15 protein-coding genes are annotated in these 19,800 nt (G+C 50.9%); 6 read left to right on the top strand and 9 right to left on the bottom strand.

What is annotated here, in order from left to right; genetic code table 11:
* Positions 1 to 25: 25 nt before the first annotated feature.
* Positions 26 to 367, top strand: coding sequence for a hypothetical protein (locus FHS30_RS05780; protein WP_183909341.1), 342 nt, complete (start codon positions 26 to 28; stop codon positions 365 to 367).
* A gap of 10 nt (positions 368 to 377) precedes the next feature.
* On the opposite strand, the gene FHS30_RS05775 is transcribed toward FHS30_RS05780, so the two are convergent.
* The 8 genes from FHS30_RS05775 to zwf all read right to left on the bottom strand — a co-directional run bounded on the left by FHS30_RS05775 (position 378) and on the right by zwf (position 9,917).
* Positions 378 to 1,379: a substrate-binding domain-containing protein gene (locus FHS30_RS05775; RefSeq protein ID WP_183909339.1), complete on the bottom strand. Its 1,002-nt coding sequence runs from the start codon at positions 1,377 to 1,379 to the stop codon at positions 378 to 380.
* A gap of 69 nt (positions 1,380 to 1,448) precedes the next feature.
* Entirely contained in the window at positions 1,449 to 2,897 is a 1,449-nt protein-coding gene (gene pyk / locus FHS30_RS05770) for a pyruvate kinase (RefSeq protein ID WP_183909337.1), read from the bottom strand.
* 123 nt (positions 2,898 to 3,020) lie between these two features.
* Complete coding sequence (gap, locus tag FHS30_RS05765) at positions 3,021 to 4,025, bottom strand: type I glyceraldehyde-3-phosphate dehydrogenase (RefSeq protein WP_183909335.1); 1,005 nt, start codon at positions 4,023 to 4,025, stop codon at positions 3,021 to 3,023.
* 175 nt (positions 4,026 to 4,200) lie between these two features.
* Positions 4,201 to 4,833: a bifunctional 4-hydroxy-2-oxoglutarate aldolase/2-dehydro-3-deoxy-phosphogluconate aldolase gene (locus tag FHS30_RS05760; protein WP_183909332.1), complete on the bottom strand. Its 633-nt coding sequence runs from the start codon at positions 4,831 to 4,833 to the stop codon at positions 4,201 to 4,203.
* A 24-nt stretch (positions 4,834 to 4,857) separates the two neighbouring features.
* Positions 4,858 to 5,865 carry a glucokinase gene (gene glk, locus FHS30_RS05755; RefSeq protein WP_183909330.1) on the bottom strand — a complete coding sequence of 336 codons (1,008 nt, stop codon included), beginning with the start codon at positions 5,863 to 5,865 and terminating at the stop codon, positions 4,858 to 4,860.
* Positions 5,862 to 7,721 carry a phosphogluconate dehydratase gene (gene edd / locus FHS30_RS05750; RefSeq protein WP_183909328.1) on the bottom strand — a complete coding sequence of 620 codons (1,860 nt, stop codon included), beginning with the start codon at positions 7,719 to 7,721 and terminating at the stop codon, positions 5,862 to 5,864. Before edd ends, glk begins: the two co-directional genes overlap by 4 nt.
* A 69-nt stretch (positions 7,722 to 7,790) precedes the next feature.
* On the bottom strand, positions 7,791 to 8,477 hold the full coding sequence (pgl, locus tag FHS30_RS05745) for a 6-phosphogluconolactonase (protein ID WP_183909326.1): 687 nt from the start codon (positions 8,475 to 8,477) through the stop codon (positions 7,791 to 7,793).
* Between the two features lie 3 nt (positions 8,478 to 8,480).
* Positions 8,481 to 9,917, bottom strand: a complete 1,437-nt coding sequence (gene zwf / locus FHS30_RS05740) for a glucose-6-phosphate dehydrogenase (RefSeq protein ID WP_183909324.1) — start codon at positions 9,915 to 9,917, stop codon at positions 8,481 to 8,483.
* 423 nt (positions 9,918 to 10,340) lie between these two features.
* Between zwf and FHS30_RS05735 the strand changes: the two genes are divergently transcribed.
* The 4 genes from FHS30_RS05735 to FHS30_RS05720 all read left to right on the top strand — a co-directional run bounded on the left by FHS30_RS05735 (position 10,341) and on the right by FHS30_RS05720 (position 17,389).
* Entirely contained in the window at positions 10,341 to 11,621 is a 1,281-nt protein-coding gene (locus FHS30_RS05735) for a sugar MFS transporter (protein WP_183909322.1), read from the top strand.
* Between the two features lie 105 nt (positions 11,622 to 11,726).
* Positions 11,727 to 12,191 (top strand): methylglyoxal synthase, encoded by a 465-nt coding sequence (locus FHS30_RS05730; RefSeq protein ID WP_183909320.1) that lies wholly within the window; start codon positions 11,727 to 11,729, stop codon positions 12,189 to 12,191.
* 137 nt (positions 12,192 to 12,328) lie between these two features.
* Complete coding sequence (locus FHS30_RS05725; protein ID WP_183909318.1) at positions 12,329 to 14,437, top strand: prolyl oligopeptidase family serine peptidase; 2,109 nt, start codon at positions 12,329 to 12,331, stop codon at positions 14,435 to 14,437.
* Positions 14,438 to 15,031: 594 nt separating this feature from the next.
* Entirely contained in the window at positions 15,032 to 17,389 is a 2,358-nt protein-coding gene (locus FHS30_RS05720) for a penicillin acylase family protein (protein WP_183909316.1), read from the top strand.
* Between the two features lie 106 nt (positions 17,390 to 17,495).
* Here the strand turns inward: FHS30_RS05720 and FHS30_RS05715 are convergent, their stop codons facing one another.
* Complete coding sequence (locus FHS30_RS05715) at positions 17,496 to 18,374, bottom strand: Stp1/IreP family PP2C-type Ser/Thr phosphatase (protein WP_183909314.1); 879 nt, start codon at positions 18,372 to 18,374, stop codon at positions 17,496 to 17,498.
* 271 nt (positions 18,375 to 18,645) lie between these two features.
* Between FHS30_RS05715 and FHS30_RS05710 the strand changes: the two genes are divergently transcribed.
* Positions 18,646 to 19,419, top strand: coding sequence for a transposase (locus FHS30_RS05710; protein WP_246341203.1), 774 nt, complete (start codon positions 18,646 to 18,648; stop codon positions 19,417 to 19,419).
* Positions 19,420 to 19,800: the final 381 nt, after the last annotated feature.

The raw sequence follows: 19,800 nt of genomic DNA, 5'->3' as shown, positions 1-19,800 counted from the left end.
ATTAAGCCCCGTTATAGGTCAACATATGCCCTTCGTAAAACGCGACACAATGGGTCGAATCGTCAGCCTTCACGGCACCGCAGACGAAGCCAGCGAGCAGCTTTCCAGCGACCACCCAGAGGTTGAGCGTTTTTTAGCCCAATCCACTCACCCCGCACCGGATGCCTACAAGCGCGCGCTGGCGGAGTCTGATCAGGACATAGCCAGGGTCACAGAGGATTTGATACACCTGCTGGTGAATAAAAATTTGATTTTATTTACCGATCTACCGCCAGTTGTCCAGAAAAAACTACTCGACCGAGAGCGGCTGCGCTCCCACCTTCAGCAGCGTGAAGACAATTTTTTGGACGATAGTGAGTTGCTATAAATCGGTGGGCTTACACAGATTCGCGCTGGATTAGCGAAGACTTTACACGCTGATACTGAACGGGGGTGTCTGCAGACTTTAATTGCAATAATAACAATTGCGCGGCTTGTTGGGCCATGGTGGCGATGGGCTGCCGAACAGTGGTCAAACCGGGCCATATTTGTTCAGCGGCAGGAATATCATCGAACCCTGCGACCGCCACCTCACTGGGAATTTTACGCCCTAATTTATGGGCTAATTTAATGGCGCCTGCAGCCATTTCGTCATTTGACGCGAAAATTGCTGACGGTGGATTATTGGACAACAACAGTTTTTCCGCTGCATAGTAACCCGACTCGAAACTATTAAGGCCTTGCACCACTAACTTGGCGTCCACGGGAATTCCCTGATACATCAACGCCTTTCGGTACCCTTGGTACCGATTAGCCATGGCCTTGTGGTCTGGGTGACCCAAAATATAGCCGATGCGCTGATGGCCTTTCTCAATGAGACGGGTGGTCATTGCGAATGCGGCCTCTTCGTCGTTCGTCATGACACTCGAGCACGGTAAGCTATCATCTGCCGGCGCTATCACCACCACCGGAATATGCATTCCAATAAGCCTGCGCACAAGGTTTTCATTGTCAGATAGAGGCGGAGTTAGCACCACACCATCTACTCGCGACTGCCGAATAAGATTCGCGACCTGCTGCTCCAAATCCCCGTCGGTGTGATCGCAAGGGTGGATAAGCAAATCGTATCCCGCAGGTTTACATTCGGCCAAAATGCCGTTTTGTACGTCAATAACGTAACTGGCTGAAGGGTTGTCGTACAACAATGCAATCAGGAAAGAGCGGTTGCTTGCCAAACTTCGAGCCGACTGACTGGGGTGATACCCCAACTTATCAATCGCCTGCTGCACTTTGTCTCTTGTTGCCGCGCGAACATTGGGTTCGCGATTGACGACACGGGATACGGTCTTTATCGACACACCGGCCAATGCCGCCACATCATCAATAGTTGCCTTTGCCACGCACGATTTCCTATCTCTGCAGATACCAAATTAGCCGCCCACCAGATGGTGCGCGGCCGCATAACGCACCTATTTTACAGCCTGCCCCACACGCACAATTTTCATGGTGTTAGTACCACCCAAGACGTTCATAAAGTCGCCCTTGGTTATCACCACCAAATCGCCATCCGCGACGATCCCGCGAGACTTGAGCTCGTCCACAGCGCTTTGGTTAACCAGCTCACTGGCCACTTTTTCGTTATCAAATGGTATCGTATGCACACCGCGAAACAGTGCCACGCGCGCCTGCGTTTCCGGCTGACGGGAAAATGCAAATATGGGTAAGCCGCTGCGAATACGGGACATCAACAAGGGCGTGCTACCCGATTCGGTCATACAAATAATGGCCTTAACGCCCTGCATGCGACTGGCGGCAAACATCGCAGAAATGGCGATAGCCTGATCCACCGACGCCAAATTAACATCGAAGGAATCCACAGAGGACACGGCCTTAGGATGAGTTTCCGCGCCCAGAATAACGCGCGCCATGGCCTCGACTGTTTCAACAGGGTATTTGCCCGCAGCGGTCTCCGCTGACAACATCACTGCATCAGTTCCATCCAACACGGCATTTGCCACATCGAATACTTCTGCGCGCGTCGGCAAGGGGCTATTGATCATCGACTCCATCATCTGCGTCGCAGTGATGACAACCTTGTTCAGTTTGCGCGCGCGTGAAATAAGATCTTTCTGAACACCAATCAGCGCTGCATCACCAATTTCAACACCCAAATCACCACGCGCAACCATGACTGCATCGGACGCGCAAATAATGTCATCCAGACAGTCGGTATCGTTAACGGTTTCTGCGCGTTCAATTTTGGCTACAATGCGGGCATTGCCGCCGGCGCGAACCAGTAGATCGCGCGCGCGATGAATATCGCTGGCTTTACGGGGAAAAGACACCGCCAAATAATCCACGCCAATTTTCGCGGCCAGCTCTATATCGCGGTGATCTTTGTCGGTCAGCGCTGGGGCTGACAGGCCGCCCCCTTGGCGATTGATACCTTTATTGTTAGACAGCACGCCACCCACTGTGACAGTGCAGAAAATCCTGGAGCCAACGACTTGGTCCACTTCAAACACCACACGACCATCGTCTAGCAGCAGCACATCACCCGAGCGAGAATCTGTGGGCAGCTCTTTGTAATCGATACCCACACCCTGCTGATCGCCGGCATTAACATCCAGCGCAGCATCCAAGAAAAATTTATCGCCTTTTTGCAGCTCTATTTTGCCTTCTTTAAAGCGGGCAATACGAATCTTTGGACCCTGGAGGTCGCCCAAGACGGCAACATGGCGATTGTGTTTAGCGGCTAACTCACGTACGAGATCAGCTCTTAGCTGGTGGTCTTCCGGCTGCCCGTGGGAGAAGTTTAAACGAACAACATCCACGCCGGCGACAATCAATTTTTCTAGCACCGCAGGATCATCGGTTGCTGGGCCCAGGGTGGATACAATTTTTGTTCTTCGCAACATAGCCATTCCGTTATTTATCTTTGTGTGCGGAACCGAATGGCCCCGCGAAATTCACTGCCGCCAAGCAGCGCTCAAATGAAAAGCCGTGCACTGACACGGCTTTGGCACTATTACTTGACTTTGTTACTTGGCATTCATCAAGGCAATGGTGTTATCGAGCATGCGGTTTGAAAAACCCCATTCGTTGTCATACCAACTCATTACCTTGACCCACCTTCCACTCACCTTGGTTTGGCTGGCGTCAAATACCGAAGAATGGGTGTTGTGATTGAAGTCAATGCTGACCAAAGGCTCATCATTGTAACCCAGCACATTTACCATAGCACCAGCACTGGCCTGCTTAATTAAAGCGTTAATTTCCTCGATAGAGGTGTCTCGGCTGGCAAGGAAGTTAAAATCCACCAAGCTGACGTTGATTGTGGGCACCCGCACAGCCATTCCATCGAGTTTGCCATTTAGCTCTGGCAATACCAGTCCGACTGCGCTGGCAGCCCCGGTTTTGGTTGGAATCATTGACTGAGTGGCGCTTCGGGCCCGGTACAAATCTTCGTGATAAACATCGTTTAGTTTTTGATCATTAGTATAGGCATGCACCGTGGTCATCATGCCCTGCTCAATGCCAATGCTATCGTTCAACACCTTGGCGATGGGTGCCAGGCAGTTAGTGGTGCACGAGGCATTGGATATTATCTGATGATCTTTAGTTAATTTGTCGTGATTCACACCATAGACGACAGTGATATCAGCATCGGCAGCCGGCGCAGAAATAATAACTTTTTTGGCACCTGCTTGAATGTGTGCCCCCGCCTTGGCCTTGCTAGTAAAAATGCCCGTGCACTCATACACGACATCGACGCCAAGCCGCCCCCAAGGTAAATTCTTTGGGTCGCGCTCTGAAAAAATTTGAATGACATCGCCATTGATAATCAAGGCATTACCATCAACTTCAACAGTGCCGGAAAATTTTCCATGCACAGTATCGTAGCGTGTTAAGTGCGCATTGAGTTTGGCATCACCCAAGTCATTAATAGCGACGATTTTAATCTGATCGGCCAGCGCACTTTCATAGAGTGCACGCAAGGTATTGCGTCCAATGCGTCCATAACCGTTAATTGCGACCTTAATCATTTTTAACCCCTGAAACTTGTCTTAGTTCAAATTGCTTTAAGTAATTTGGCACCGCGGGTGGCCAAACACGTTATGGTCGGTGGTCCGACTCTGGAATCTATTCAACGGATAGGTCCGTTGTGCGCGCGGGAAATTTGCGTTAATTCCCGCTATAAACTTTGCACCAATGATTAAATTACTGCTCTGCCGCTGCACGCGCTTCACGCGCCAAGGTTTCGATTGCAGACCAATCACCGCTGCGCATCAGCTCTACCGGCGCCATCCACGATCCGCCCACACACACCACATTCGGCAATGACAGGTAACTGCTAAGATTTTTCAAGCTAACGCCACCGGTCGGACAAAACTTTACCTGCGGCAGTGGCCCACCTATGGATTTCAGCATGGGCACGCCACCGGCAGCCTCTGCCGGAAAAAACTTCAAATACTTGAAACCACGCGCCATCAATGCCATCACTTCACTGGGTGAATTGACGCCCGGCAATATGGGCACGCCGGATGCGATTGCCGCATCAATGAGATCTGGCGTCGAGCCGGGGGATACCAAGAACTCAGAGCCTGCCGCCACAGCTCGGTCGACGTCGGCTGGCGTATTGACAGTGCCTGCACCTACGATGGCACCGTCAACCTCTCGTTTAATCAAGCGAATGGCTTCCAGCGCACACTCGGTGCGCAAGGTAATCTCCAAAACCGGCAATCCGCCCGCCACCAATGCCTTTGCCAGAGGCACGGCATGTTCGATATTTTCGATCACCATTACCGGCACCACCGGTGCGGCCTGGACTACGCGTTCAATTGCAGTGTGCATAAATGTGCTCGTGTTAAACATGAATTAGGAATGTTCGGCCAACAAGGCCGCCGCGCCGATCAACGCAGGCTCATCGGCCACAATAAGAAATACCGGAATGTCCTCTACGTAGTGGGACATCACCGCCTTTTCACAAAAGCGCGCAACGAAGGGGCTCTGCAGAAAAAACTCACGGACTTTTGGCAGTATTCCGCCGCCCAAATAAACGCCACCTAAGGCACCGACTGTGAGCGCCAAGTCAGCCGCTGCCGACCCCATTACGCCGCAAAAAAGGTTGAGCGTGTCGACCGCCAATGAATCCTCTTTGCGCGCTGCCATACCACTGATCTCTGCGGCTGACATTGGCGCCACAGTGAGGCCACGCACCGCAGCTAACCCCGTGAAAATGCGCTCAATACCCGCACCGGATAACAGCGTTTCTTTTGAAACGTAGCCAATTTCACGCTGCAAGTGTTCGCACAATGCGAGCTCTTCAGCGCCACGCGGAGCGAAGGCTGTGTGTCCACCCTCACCACTTAAAGGCAACCATCTACCAGCTAGCGGCACCAGCGATGCCATGCCCAAGCCAGTGCCGGGCCCGATGATCGCGCGCGGGGCATTTTTTTGTGTGCCGAGTTTCACCCGAATTACATCGGCCTCCGAAAGCGCGCTGGTGGCATAGGCCAAGGCAGTAAAATCGTTGACAATAAGTAATTTCCGCAGTGAAAAAGCCTTTTCAACTGCTCGAATGGAAAATGACCAATTTATATTGGTCATCTCTATTTGATCACCCAACACGGGACCTGCAAGCGCAACACACACGCGCGCTACTTCCACCCCCCTCAAGCTATCAAGATACGCCGCAAGCGAATCTTCAAACTTTGGGTGCAATGTATTTTCAAAGGTTTGAATTGCTTCGATATTGTAGTTACCGGCGCTATCCACACCGGTAACTAACCCCCAACGCGCATTAGTGCCGCCGATATCGGCAACCACATAGGGAAATACATCCGTCTGGGCCAGTGGACTATTAACGGTAGCCAGTGCACTCATTGATCGGCCTCGCTGACGTCAAAGTCAAAACTACGTGCGCCCATTGCGGCACCCGTGACTTGTGTGCGCAAGGCGGCAAAAAGCTCTCGGCCGCATCCGTACTGATTGCCACTCAGGTCTGGCATAGTGGCGATGCGCGCACCAAACGCAGCCTCATCAACCAGCACATCTAACGTGCCCGCTTCGCCATCCATACGAATAACATCGCCATTTTGAATTTTACCAATCAGGCCACCTGCAGCGGCTTCAGGAGTAACATGAATCGCCGCCGCCACCTTGCCCGACGCACCACTCATGCGCCCATCGGTAACCAAACCCACTTTAAAGCCTTTGTCCTGCAGGCTTCCCAGTATGGGTACTAACTTGTGCAACTCTGGCATACCGTTGGCTCTTGGCCCTTGATAGCGCAACACCGCGATAAAGTCCTTATCCAACTCTCCACGCTGAAAGGCCTCAATGAATTCAGATTGGCTATGGAAGATAATCGCCGGCGCCTCTTGCACTCGGTATTCCGGCTTCACTGCTGAGGTCTTGATGACCGCCCGCCCTAAATTACCCTTTAAGACTTTTAGGCCACCGTCGGCAGCAAATGGATCGGCAGCAGAGCGCAACACACTGGTATCGTGCGACTCCGCCGGACCGGGTACCCAGCGCAATTTTCCATCACGCAGTTGCGGTTCTTGACGATAGGCGTTCAGCCCAGTTTCGGCATAGGTCGTCAACACGTCTTCGTGCAACAAACCGGCATCTAGGAGCGTTCCTATTAAATAGGCCATGCCACCTGCAGCCTGAAAATGATTAATATCTGCCACGCCGTTTGGATAAATTTTGGTTAACGACGGCACCACTGAAGACAGCGCAGAAAAGTCATCCCACGTCAGTTGAATACCCGCAGCGGCGGCCATGGCCACCAAATGCATGGTGTGATTAGTGGACCCTCCCGTAGCCAACAGCCCAACGACCGCATTTACAATTGCGCGCTCATCAACCACTTTTGCCAATGGGCGATAATCATCACCGCCTTTAACCAACTTCAACACCTGCTCGCTTGCTGCTGAAGTAAGTGCTTCACGCAATGGGGTATTGGGATTAACAAATGATGCACCCGGCAAGTGCAACCCCATAATTTCCATGAGTAATTGGTTGGAATTGGCGGTGCCATAAAAGGTGCACGTGCCAGGCGAATGATAGCTAGCACTCTCCGCGGCCAATAATTCTTCGCGCCCCACCTTACCCTGCGCAAACAGCTGGCGAACGCGCGCTTTTTCATCGTTAGGTAAACCTGAGGGCATTGGGCCGGCTGGCACAAAAATCATGGGCAAGTGACCAAATGACAATGCGCCAATCAACAGACCCGGTACAATTTTGTCACACACACCCAAACACAAAGCGCCATCAAACATATTGTGAGACAGGGCGATAGCCGTGGACATGGCAATAACGTCACGTGAAAAAAGTGACAACTCCATGCCAGCCATACCCTGCGTAATGCCATCGCACATAGCGGGTACACCACCGGCAAATTGTGCAACGCCTCCCGCGCCGGCAATGATTTTCTTAATCTGCTTGGGGGTATCCTCAAACGGTTGATGCGCTGAGAGCATGTCGTTATAAGACGATACAATGGCGATATTCGGCACGTCCGATTGGGACAGCAGGTCTTTATCCGTCGGCCCACAAGCGGCAAAACCGTGTGCCAAATTTCCACAGGGTAGCGTCTTGCGATGCGGGCCCTGCTCGGCCTGCGCTTCCATGCGCGCGAGGTAGTCCGCTCGACTGCCTCGACTGCGCGTTCGTATATTTTCCGTAACTTGAGCTACGACTGCGTTGAGCTCAACTTTTGGTAAGTTTGTCATGTGACCCCTTGCGCATTTTTGCGTCTTGAAATTTTTTGTGTGTATTTTGAGTTTTGGCGCTTTGAGCGACTATTTAGCCCAATACACATCGACATCGACATCGAACTGCTGCAACACTGCCGCCACGGGCATAGCCTTGTGATCGTTCGCCGTCTTTGCAGCCTGATATACCGCTAACTTATCTTCACCTGTAATCAACAACATCAGTCGTCGAGTGTTTAAAATTGCGGGCAATGTCAGCGTCATACGATCCACCAACGGGCCAGTCACCTCAGACTCTGTGGCGGTGATGGCTGCACACAAAGGCGCATCGCTTGCCATCGCCCCATCAAGCCCTTCGGCAAAGGGAAACAGAGACGCGGTATGACCGTCGGGCCCCATGCCCAATAACGTCAACGCAAATGGCTGCGCTAAGGCCCGATAACGGTTATTGACTTCTTCAACCGCGTCCTGGGGCTTGGCCTCATCGACCTTCATTCCAACCACTGTGTGGTCTGGAAAACAACGCCGTAAAAGTGCTTCATTGCTACCTTTGTGATCGAGCCCCACCCAGCGATCATCGACTAATGCAACCTGTACTCGACGATCTAATGTGTGGCCCAGCGCTTCGTAAACGGGACCCGGTGTACTGCCACCGGACAACAGCACACTGGCCGCATTTTGTTGCTCAATTACTGCGCTTACTTGTGCCAACATATCGGCCTGAAGCTGGGCCAACAATGCATCGCGCGATTCAAAAAAATATTCGTTTATCACGTATTAATCCTGTACATGCCATTTTCGATTATCTTCAGCTATTAATCGCTCAGCAGCCTCCGGGCCATTGCTACCAGCGGCGTAATAAGACAGTGAGGCTAGGTTTTTCTTCCAACCCGCAATAATGGGGTCCGCCCAGCGCCATGCGTGGTCCACCTCATCGCGATGCACAAACAGCGTGCCGTTGCCCGCCATAGCATCCAACATCAGTCGCTTATATGCGTCAGCGACGGGCGCATTGCACTCGGCGGCCAAATCAATTTCAAATTCAACGGGGCGCAACTTTACGTCTGCACTCGCAATGTCCTTGCTCATGAGATTGATATAGATATGTTCTTCGGGCTGCAATCGAATAACCAGCTGGTTATTCTGCTCTTGACCAAATAACGGGTGGGTAACGGGTTTAAACTGAATCACCATTTCTGCGTAGCGGCCGTTCATACGCTTGCCGGTGCGCAGGTAAAACGGCACACCTTTCCAGCGCCAGTTATCGACGAAGGCGCGAATAGCAACAAAGGTTTCCGTGCGACTTGGATGGCCGAGATCGCCCACGTAGCTATCCACAGACTTACCGCCCACTTCGCCATCCACATATTGCGCACGCACTGTGTGCTTGGCTATATCGGCGTCTGTTATTTTGCGCAGCGACCGCAACACTTTAATTTTTTCGCTGCGCACACTGTCAGCGTCGAGCGCGTTAGGTGGATCCATGGCCACCAAACAAAGCAATTGCAACAAATGGTTTTGCACCATGTCGCGCATTGCACCGGCGCTGTCATAGAATCCGCCACGGCTTTCTACCCCAACTGATTCTGCCAAGGTGATTTGCACGTGATCGATGGAGTTGGCATCCCAAATGTTTTCAAACATGCGGTTGGCAAAGCGCAGTGCCAATAAATTTTGTACTGACTCCTTGCCCAAATAGTGATCAATACGATACACCTGTGATTCAGTAAAATAGCGCCCAATTTCACCGTTAATGGCCTCCGCGGATTCGCGGTCATATCCCAGTGGCTTTTCTACAATGACGCGCGCTGCCTCACTTACCAAGCCCAAAGTCGACAAGGTCGCACACACGCCGCCAAACAGGCTGGGGGGTATCGCGAGGTAATAAACGGGATTCGCCCTTGAAGACGTCAAGGTTTCGGTCATCTCTGACCACGAGTCAATGTCACTTAGATCCACATTGACAATAGTCAGTCGAGCGGCAAATGCAGTCCAAATTGCCTCGTCGAACTCCCCGGCAGTCAGGAATTTCTGCAATCCAGCCTTAACTTTTGCGACGAAATCGTCCTGAGACACATTGCCTCGGCTAGTCGCCAACACGCGTGAGCCATCAACCATTCGGCCTTCGCCCTCGCAGCGGTACAGCGCCGGCATAAGCTTGCGAATCGACAAGTCCCCAGTACCGCCAAAAATGACCCAATCTGTTGCTTGCAAAGCCCACCCCTCAAATATGCTGCGGCCCAGCGCACCCTCAAAAGAAGCGAGCACTGATGCACCTGATTACCAAAGCTTAATTACCAATTGACAGCGCTGTCAATTAATTCTGTGCAAATAACACCCAATTTGGCAATTCATACGTATGCAGACGGCCACCCGTTAAATATGCGTAAGCGTATGTAAAAATTGGATTTTGCCTATTATGCCACAGAGGAGCAGCAGGCCAAGTGTGAATCCGTTGCAGAAACCAGGGATTTTACCCAAAACACCATTGACAGCGCTGTCATTTTATTAGAAGGTAGCTACCGTTGATTGCCTGCGGCCACTCTCAATGTAATATGGTGGCGAGCGGGCGCCCTGCGCATCAGGGTTAAGAGACAACAATTAAGAGACAATAAATATAATTTTTAGGAGCAACATATGGCCACCACTGCGGGCAGCACCAGCCAACACCTAAGCAGCTCAGGGGATAACAAGCGGCATACCGGCGCCCTGGCAGCGCTCACTAGCCTCTTTTTTATGTGGGGGTTTTTGACCTGCCTGAACGACATCCTAATTCCGCACCTAAAAAGCGTATTTTCCTTAAATTACACGCAGGCAATGTTGGTGCAGTTTTGCTTTTTTGGCGCTTATTTTGTGGTTTCAATGCCTGCTGGTGCGCTGGTTAGGCGCATAGGCTTCAAGCGAGGCATTGTTTTAGGTCTACTCATTGCAGGGCTGGGCTGTCTCATGTTCTACCCCGCTGCCAGCTTGCGAATTTACGGCTTGTTTTTAGGCGCACTTTTTGTGCTCGCCGCGGGCATCACTATTTTGCAGGTTTCCGCCAACCCCTATGTCACAGCGTTGGGCCCGCAGGACACTGCCTCCAGCCGACTCACCATGACCCAGGCGTTCAACTCTCTGGGCACCACAGTAGCACCCTTCTTTGGCGCCACTTTGATTCTATCAGCGGCCGTATTAGGCGCCGATCAGATTGCCGCCCTCTCGCCGACGGAACTCAACGCCTATCACGCAGAAGAAGCGGCCGCGGTGCAACTGCCATATATTGGCTTGGCACTGGCACTGTTCGTACTGGCGGGCGTATTTGCATGGCTTAAACTGCCGGCGATCACACCCGACGCCACTGTTGTGCAGGGCACAGAAGACACCATCTGGAATCACCCGCATCTGGTTTTTGGTGCCGTGGGAATATTCCTCTATGTGGGTGCAGAAGTGGCCATCGGTTCTTTGCTGGTAAATTATTTCGCGCTACCCAGCGTGGCTGGCATGGAAGAAGCCAAAGCGGCTGAATATATCGCCTACTATTGGGGAGGTGCGATGGTTGGCAGATTTATTGGTGCCGCTGTCATGCAAAAAGTTAGCGCACAGAAAGTACTCGCATTTAATGCCGCGGCCAGCGTTATTCTAATCGCAACCTCTATCGCCACCACGGGCACTGTCGCCATGTGGACCATTCTTGCCGTGGGGTTATTTAACTCCATCATGTTCCCAACAATTTTCGCGCTAGCCATTACCGGCCTTGGTCGACTCACCAGCAATGGGTCGGGCCTGCTTTGTCTGGCAATTGTTGGCGGCGCCCTGGTGCCACTGCTACAGGGCATGCTAGCTGACGGCTTTGGATTACAAATTTCTTTTGTACTGCCTTTATTGTGCTACATCTACATCGCGTTTTATGGCCTCAAAGGATCTACACCTCGTTAAGTGTGATGCACCGCTTAGCCCGCGCTCTGCGCGGGTTTTTTTTGGCCGAAAATTTGTGCCGCCTGCTACAATGGCGGTTCAGCCTCCCCTATCTAGGACAGTCACATGCAGCAAAAAACCGTGACCATGGCCGCCACTAAAAATGTGGCGTTGGTAGCCCACGACAACAAAAAGCAAGATCTGGTTGCTTGGTGTAAAAAACATCAACAGGATTTGGCACCCCATACGCTCTTTGGCACAGGTACAACTGGCGCAATCATCGAACAAGAAACGGGCCTTCCGGTACGAAAATTAATTAGCGGTCCACTTGGTGGCGACCAACAGATTGGCGCGCTCATCACCGAAGGCAAAATTGATTTTCTAATATTTTTCTGGGATCCGTTTGAACCCCTGCCACACGATCCCGATGTCAAAGCGTTGCTGAGAATTGCCGCGGTATGGAATATTCCAGTGGCCTGTAATCACAGCTCTGCCGACGTGATGGTTGCCTCCACTCTTTTTAGAGGCAGTTTTGACCGCAAAGTGCCCGACTATGAAAGTTACCTCAAAGCGCGATTAGCCAGCGCGTAAAATCGCGCCTGCAGAAGCGGGCCGTCAACATCCCTCGCGATAGCAATGCAAAGGTAAGAATGCACACTGACATTGGGTAATTGGTGGTCTATTTCGTCTGTTATTCTGACCTAATAACATATAAGGACTTCTCGGCGATGCGATCAACCTTATGGCTATGCTGTTTAGCACTATTCAGCACCTCTTGCAGCAAGACACCCGATGACTTTCAATGGCTCGAAAATGTGGAAGGGTCTGCGGCCCTGGCGTGGGTCGACGCAGCCAACAGCGAAACCGACGCCCGCCTCACAAACTCCCCGCTCTACCAAAGCCTCTATGATCAAGCGTTAGACATTTTATCTAGCCCTCAAAGACTGCCTGAGATCACCCAAAAAGGTGAGCATGTGTACAATCTGTGGCAGGATCAAGAGCACCCGCGGGGTGTTTATCGGAGAACTACCGCAACAGATTTCGCCAACGGCAATCCACAATGGACAACAGTCATTGACCTAGATGCGCTGTCGCAATCTGAAGGCAAACAATGGGTACTCAAAGGCATGTCCTGCTTGCGTCCAGAGTACCAGCACTGCTTGATGTCTCTATCCGAAGGCGGTGGCGACACCATCGAAGTGCGCGAGTTTGATGCCCATTCGCTTCAATTTCTCGACCAAGGATTCAAAATACCTGCTGCTAAAACCAATGTGAGCTGGGTTGATGAAAACCACCTTTTCATTGGCACGGATTTTGGCTCAGATACCACAACGGATTCAGGCTATGCTCGCCAAGTACGCCTGTGGCAACGCGGAACACCGCTACAGGATGCCACAATACTATTTAACGCAGCCAAAGATTCCGTCTCTGCCAGTGGCAAGCTGCTAAAAGATGGGCGCCATCAGCTCAAGCTTATCACTGAGGACACGAGCTTTTGGGAATCCGCGTTTCACATACTGAAAGATGAAAAGCTGATACAGCTTGAGCTACCGGCCACCGCGGTAATCAACGACTTGGTGAAAGACGAACTACTCATTTCACTCAAGTCTGACTGGCAGTTTAATGGTCGCACATTTAAACAGGGTTCCGTTTTACTCGCGCGACCACAAATCTTAATCACCCCTGAAAAATCTGCGGCCCATGATATAACCGAGCTTATTGAGCCCAGCCGTGAGTTTGTCGTAGAAGAGATACACTCAACCGCCAAAGGCATACTCGTGGTTGGCCTCAGCGACGTTAAATCACAAGCGCGCCTATATCAAAAACGCGCTGGCAACTGGCAGTGGAAGCCCATCGATTTGCCGGACAATGGTAAAATTGCTGTCGAAACCATCAACGATAAAACCGGCGAGTTTTTTGCTCGCTATGAAGACTTTTTAACACCACCCAGCCTATATTACGTCGCGGGCGATGGCGCTCCAAGGCTTGCAGCGACCCAACCCGCCACCTTCGATGCCAGCCAATTTGTGGCGGAACAATTTAAGGCCACATCAGCTGACGGCACACTGGTTCCCTACTTTGTGGTGCGCCCTAAGGACTTGGCGTTTGATGGAACAGCACCGACGCACATATTCTCCTACGGTGGCTTTCGGGTATCTTTGACGCCTTCTTACTCTGGATCCTACGAAGACCTTAACGGCGCCTATGGCAAACTGTGGCTTGAGCGAGGCGGTGTCTTTGTATTGGCAAATATCCGTGGAGGGGGTGAATACGGGCCCGCTTGGCATAGTGCTGTACTCAAACAAAATCGCACGAAAGCCTATGAAGATTTCGAAGCCATCGCGCAAGATTTGATAGACCGTAAAATTACCGCCGCGCCTCACATAGGCATCGAAGGCCGCAGTAATGGTGGGTTACTCGTAGGAGCCACAATGGTGCGCCACCCTGATTTATACGGTGCGGTTATCTGTGGCGTACCACTGCTGGACATGCGTCGCTACCACACACTGCTGGCCGGTGCGAGCTGGATGGCAGAGTATGGCAACCCAGATGTAGACGAGGAGTGGCAATGGATCAAAGGCTATTCTCCGTTTCACAACGTGAAAGCCAACATTGAATATCCACCGGTACTCTTTTACACCTCAACGAAGGACGACCGCGTTCACCCAGGCCACGCTCGAAAAATGGCGGCGCGAATGAAAGACTTTGGTCAACAAGTAGAGTATTACGAAAACCGCGAAGGCGGCCATGGTGGATCCAGTACTAAAGCTCAATTAGCAAAGCGTATTGCACTTGGCTACACACACCTTTGGCAGAATTTAGGCAACACACCTTAGACCCGCTTAGTTACCGCCATTCCAACAAAAAAGCGGTAGCACAGTTGCTACCGCTTTTTATCGTCAAACTCACTCATTTACAATATCTTTATCAACCTAAATAGACGGCTACTCGAGCAAAAGAAATTTGAGAGCCGCCAACTAGGCCTCGAGTTAAAAGTTAGTAGCTTTATGGCCCTGCACTACCAACCCATGGCTTTCCACCTACTTGGCCAGCTGTCTAGGCAATTCCCCTCCACGGATCCAAAATTGATGCGTCAAATAACCCCTTGAGCAAAAAATACAGTGTTTATAGAACTCTATCAGCGAGCCTAGATTCGCGGGAGCTGTCGACTCCAGTAACGACCTTGTAGCGTCACGATTTTCCGCGATAACTTTATGTCAAACTAAACTTAAAATTTCTGCAACGGACTTATAGTCAATAATGAAGCTGGCAATTAACCTTTTTAGACGTACCCAAGACTAGCGCAAAGAAATATAGATTGCCGTTTGCAGCTGGTGGTTGAGTTTAGCATGCAGACCGTGAACCTATAGTCACATATTCCTACGCATCGCAGCCCTCTCGCTGCTAACATAAGCAAAAAAGAGGACTCCATGAAATTCGCCAAATACCTACTATTCGCCACCCTCGGTCTCTCACTTGCGATAGTTGCCGTCATTTTTGGCCTGCTGCGGCAAAGCCTACCCTTGCTCGATGGGGCGCTTGTTGCAGAGGCGCTAAAAAATCCAGTACACCTTGAGCGCGACGGGCAAGGCATTGTAGAGATCAAGGGCGAATCGAAAGCAGACATCGCCTATGGACTCGGGTTTGCACACGCCCAAGACCGTTTTTTCCAGATGGATCTTCAGCGACGAAGTTCAGCAGGTGAACTGTCGGCCCTATTTGGACCTGCAGCTTTGCCGCATGATGAAAAAGTCAGGCTGCACCAATTTCGCATGCGCGCTGTGCGCAATCTACAACACTATGATGCCGATGCCGTTGAGCTGTTAAACGCATACGCCAAGGGCGTTAATCATGGCATCACAGCACTACCCCGGCCACCGTTTGAATACACCTTGCTAGGAGTAACGCCCGCGCCCTGGCAGCCTGAAGACAGCATTTTGACCGTATTTAGTATGATTTTAGTGCTGCAGGACGGTGAAGGCTGGTTTGAACGAACACGCGGACTTATGGCCGAGAGTTTGCCACAAGACCTGTATGATTTTTTTGTGCAGCAAGGGGGGCACTGGGATGCTCCACTGAAAGGTTCAGCCCTCCAGACTGCTCCAATTCCACAATCTAGCTGGGAAGACCTGTTGCCGCGCGAGGCGGCTCTAGTGTACGAACCCATGGCGACCGAAGATGTGATTGTCGGCAGCAACAACTGGGCGGTATCGGGAGCGTTAACCCCGCACGGGGGCGCAATGGTAGCCGATGACATGCACCTCGCCATTCGCGTACCCAATATTTGGTACCGCGCCCAATGGCAAAACCCAAAAACGCAACGCCTAATCAGCGGCGCCACGCTGCCCGGCACGCCAATACTTGTCGCCGGCTCCAATGGAAAACTCGCATGGGGCTACACCAATACCCAGGGCGACTGGTCTGATGTTGTACTGCTGGAAACTAACGAACACGACACTCACTACAAAACAGCTGATGGTTGGCAAGCTTTTGAGACGACTAAAGAAGTCATCGAAGTTAAAGGCGCAGATCCGATTGAACTCACTGTAAAATCAACCCAGTGGGGCCCCGTAATCGCCACTGATGCCAAAAGTCGGCAATTGGCCTATCGCTGGACTGCGCACGATGTCAGTGGGGCCAATATGGGGCCATGGCAACTGGAAGATCTGGATTCCGTGGCGTCCGCTATTGAACTGGGTCCACAATTTGGCATGCCCCATCAAAACTTAGTGCTCGCCGATGACCAAGGCACCATTGGCTGGACCGTGGCAGGCCCCTTCCCCAACCGCGTTGGCACCGACGGGAAACTACCTGAATCGTGGAGTGACGGCAAAAAATATTGGGATGGCATTCGCAGCAGTGAGCAGCACCCAAAAATTCTAGCACCAACGCAGCAACGCCTGTGGACCGCCAATGCACGCACCCTGTCAGGCGATGAGTTTGAGCTTATGGGCGACTCAGCCTATGCGCTTGGCGCAAGACAGCAGCAAATTCGCGACGGCCTATTTGCGCAAGACTCGTTTACCGAGGCAGATTTTTTAGCCCTTCAATTAGACGATCGAGCGTTGTTTTTAGCTCCATGGCGCGAAGCACTACTCAATCACCTCCAGCGCTATGCGCAATTATCACCCGCACTTGAAGAGGCGCAATCACACATTGTGCAGTGGGGCGGCAGAGCCTCGGTAGATTCAGTGGGCTATCGCTTAGTGAGAGAATGGCGACTCAAAGTCATAGAATTAATGACAGCGCCTTTGATTACTTATATGCGCGGCATAGACCCAGAATTTGACTTAGCCTTAGCAAATCGTCAAATAGAGTACCCCGCATGGTCACTTTTAAGTGAACGTCCACAGCATCTGTTGAATCCCGATTTTTCAAACTGGAACGAGCTGGAAAAATTTGCAATCGAGGCGGTAATCGCCCCACTCTACGAAGACGGTACCCTTTCCAACGACACCTGGGGTGAAGCGAATCGCGTTCAAATAAAGCACCCTTTAGCTCGATTTGTCGCACCGATTGATTGGTGGATGTCCATGCCAAACCAAGCACTGAACGGCGATACTCACATGCCACGCGTGCAAACACCCACCCATGGCGCCAGCGAACGTTTCGCTGTTTCGCCCGGCAGAGAAAGTCAGGGTTATTTCCATATGGCAACAGGCCAGTCAGCTCACCCGCTGTCTGAGTTCTTTAGCGCCGGCCATTCAGATTGGGTGGATGGAACACCATCACCCTGGTTGAAAGCAGAGACCCAGCACCGACTCACCTTACTGCCGGAGGGGCACTGATCCGAAACCAGTGTCTGCCAGTGTCACGCCACAAGGCAGACATTAGGCACATAATCGAGGCTGGCTATCAAGGTGCGCCAAGTGCGCGCCGGTTAAAGCAAATCGCTTAAGGTATTTGCGAAGAGGTTTTACGCACCGTGACATCCTCTTCCACCTGCATCACAGAGGGCGAAATGACAGCCAATTTTTCGTCGCCACTTTGTACGGTATATTCGATAATTCCTACGCTGATATTGTCCTTACCGCCGGATTCGTTCGCCTCGGAAATAAACCGATAACAGCACTCCAGTGCAGGCCGATGGGTAGACAGGACAAACTCTAACTCATCGTGCGCCATATATTCAGTTAATCCATCGCTGCATAACATCAACAAGGTATTTTGCGTTAACGCGTAGGAATTGATGTTAGGCTCAATAAACTCGGTCACACCCAACGCACGCGTAATATGATTACGTATTTTACTGCTGCGGGCTTGGGTTTCGGTCAGGGATCCGTTATCGATCATTTCCTGCACCAAGCTGTGATCGCGTGTCAGTTGAACCAGGCCATCCCGATTCCAAAGATACGCACGAGAATCCCCTAAATGGGCGATAGTGACATTGTTATTCCATACCACAGCGAGGACGATAGTACTCCCCATGTTGGCGAGCTGTGGATTTACGGCCTTCGCATTTAAAATATCTGAGTTTGCCGCATTTAACGCATCCATAATCGCCGCTTGTAACATCAAAAGCTGCTGCTCTGGCGTACAGGAAATGAAACTAGAATTAGGTATCGACTCCAAACAATCTGACACTCTAGTTACTGCCAATTGGCTTGCAGTTGAGCCACCCGTATAGCCCCCCATGCCATCGGCAATCACGACAAATCCAAACGGCAACGACGGATGACTTTGCCAACCAATGTGATCTTCGTTTTCGTTTCTTACTTGCCCAATGTCCGTTCGCCCATTTATTGCTAGACGAATTAACTCCGCTGGTTTCATCACACCAATCCACTGTGTTGACAGCCCTCTCCATCAGAGAGCATAAAGCGCTGGCATTCTAGCCTAACCAATTCGGAAAACAGAAGTAAAAGGCCTAAACGTAATGCAACTACCTATAGATCCAAGCTAGAACAGCTATCTAACTTGTACGATGGAACCACTAAAACTCTACGTATTCGTTTGAAATCTCATGCGCTCCTTTGTAATAATGTCCCCCCCTTCATTGGGTGATTAAAAAAGGACGCGAATCATTTAGGGACAATTAGCCGTCATGGCTCGACTACCAAGGCTTAACCTACCAGACATCCCACAACACGTCGTCCAAACCGGCCATAACAACCTGCCGTGTTTTTTTGACGACGAAGACTATGAATTCTACCTACAAAGTCTGCAGGCGGCAGCTGAGCAGTATCGCGTAGATATTCATGCTTATGTTTTGCTGCCAAACATGGTGCAGTTTATTGCGACGCCTCGTATCGAACAGGGCCTCTCCTCGATGATGCAGTCATTAGGACGCCGCTATGTACAATACATTAACCATCGTTATCGTCGCTCAGGAACATTATGGGGTGGTCGCTATAAATCGAGTTTAATTGATTCAGACGCCTACTTGCTTACATGCTATCGATATGTCGAATTGAAACCTATGTATTTAGGGCTCGCCAATGAACCTGGGGAATACCCTTGGTCTAGCTTCAACTATCACACATCTATTAACTCGAGCCCGCTTATCAAGGATCACCGGCTATACCTAGAACTCGGAAAAACAGCACGAGAACGCATTCAAGAATATCGAAAGCTGTTTCGTTACGCTTTTGATAACCGACTATTGGTATACATAGCAGAAACTGTAAAATTGGGACAGGTCTTGGGTGGCGACGCATTTAAAGATCGAATTGAGAAGATCGCAAACCAGCGGGTAAGGCCACTTAAGCGAGGTCGCCCAAGAAAAAGGGACAACAAAGCAACAGATGGCAACCCACCAAAAGAAGCCAATCGCGATGCCACTTCTGCTGACCTTGAAGCCACTACCAGTTCGACGTAATCACAGTTGAAATACTCGCTAGAGTATATAACCCTAATTTTCCTTAAAAATAATCGAGAAAAACACACAGCCACGCAACAGCGTTTTTTCACGCGCAGCAATCACGATATACAGGTATTTTTACAAGAAAATCAGTAAACGCATAAATTCCATGCCAACAATGTCCAAGGCAAGAAAACGAACTCTAGGTATATTTGCAAGACGACTGCGGGCTGCTTCAGAAATCTCATAGCAGAAAAGACTTAAGATTAAATAAGAAGGCCAAATAAAACAGGAGTAATACGATACGACAAAAATTAAATGGGCCTAAGCACTACACCACACAGGCAAGTGACCGAACACCGCTTATAGCGAAACTTCCCTGACGCTCCGCCCAAGCAC

This window comes from Simiduia aestuariiviva, from assembly GCF_014192475.1.
Classification (GTDB): Bacteria; Pseudomonadota; Gammaproteobacteria; order Pseudomonadales; family Cellvibrionaceae; genus Simiduia; species Simiduia aestuariiviva.
The sequence above is the reverse complement of the archived record's forward strand: the minus strand, read 5'-3'. Positions and strand labels throughout refer to the sequence as shown.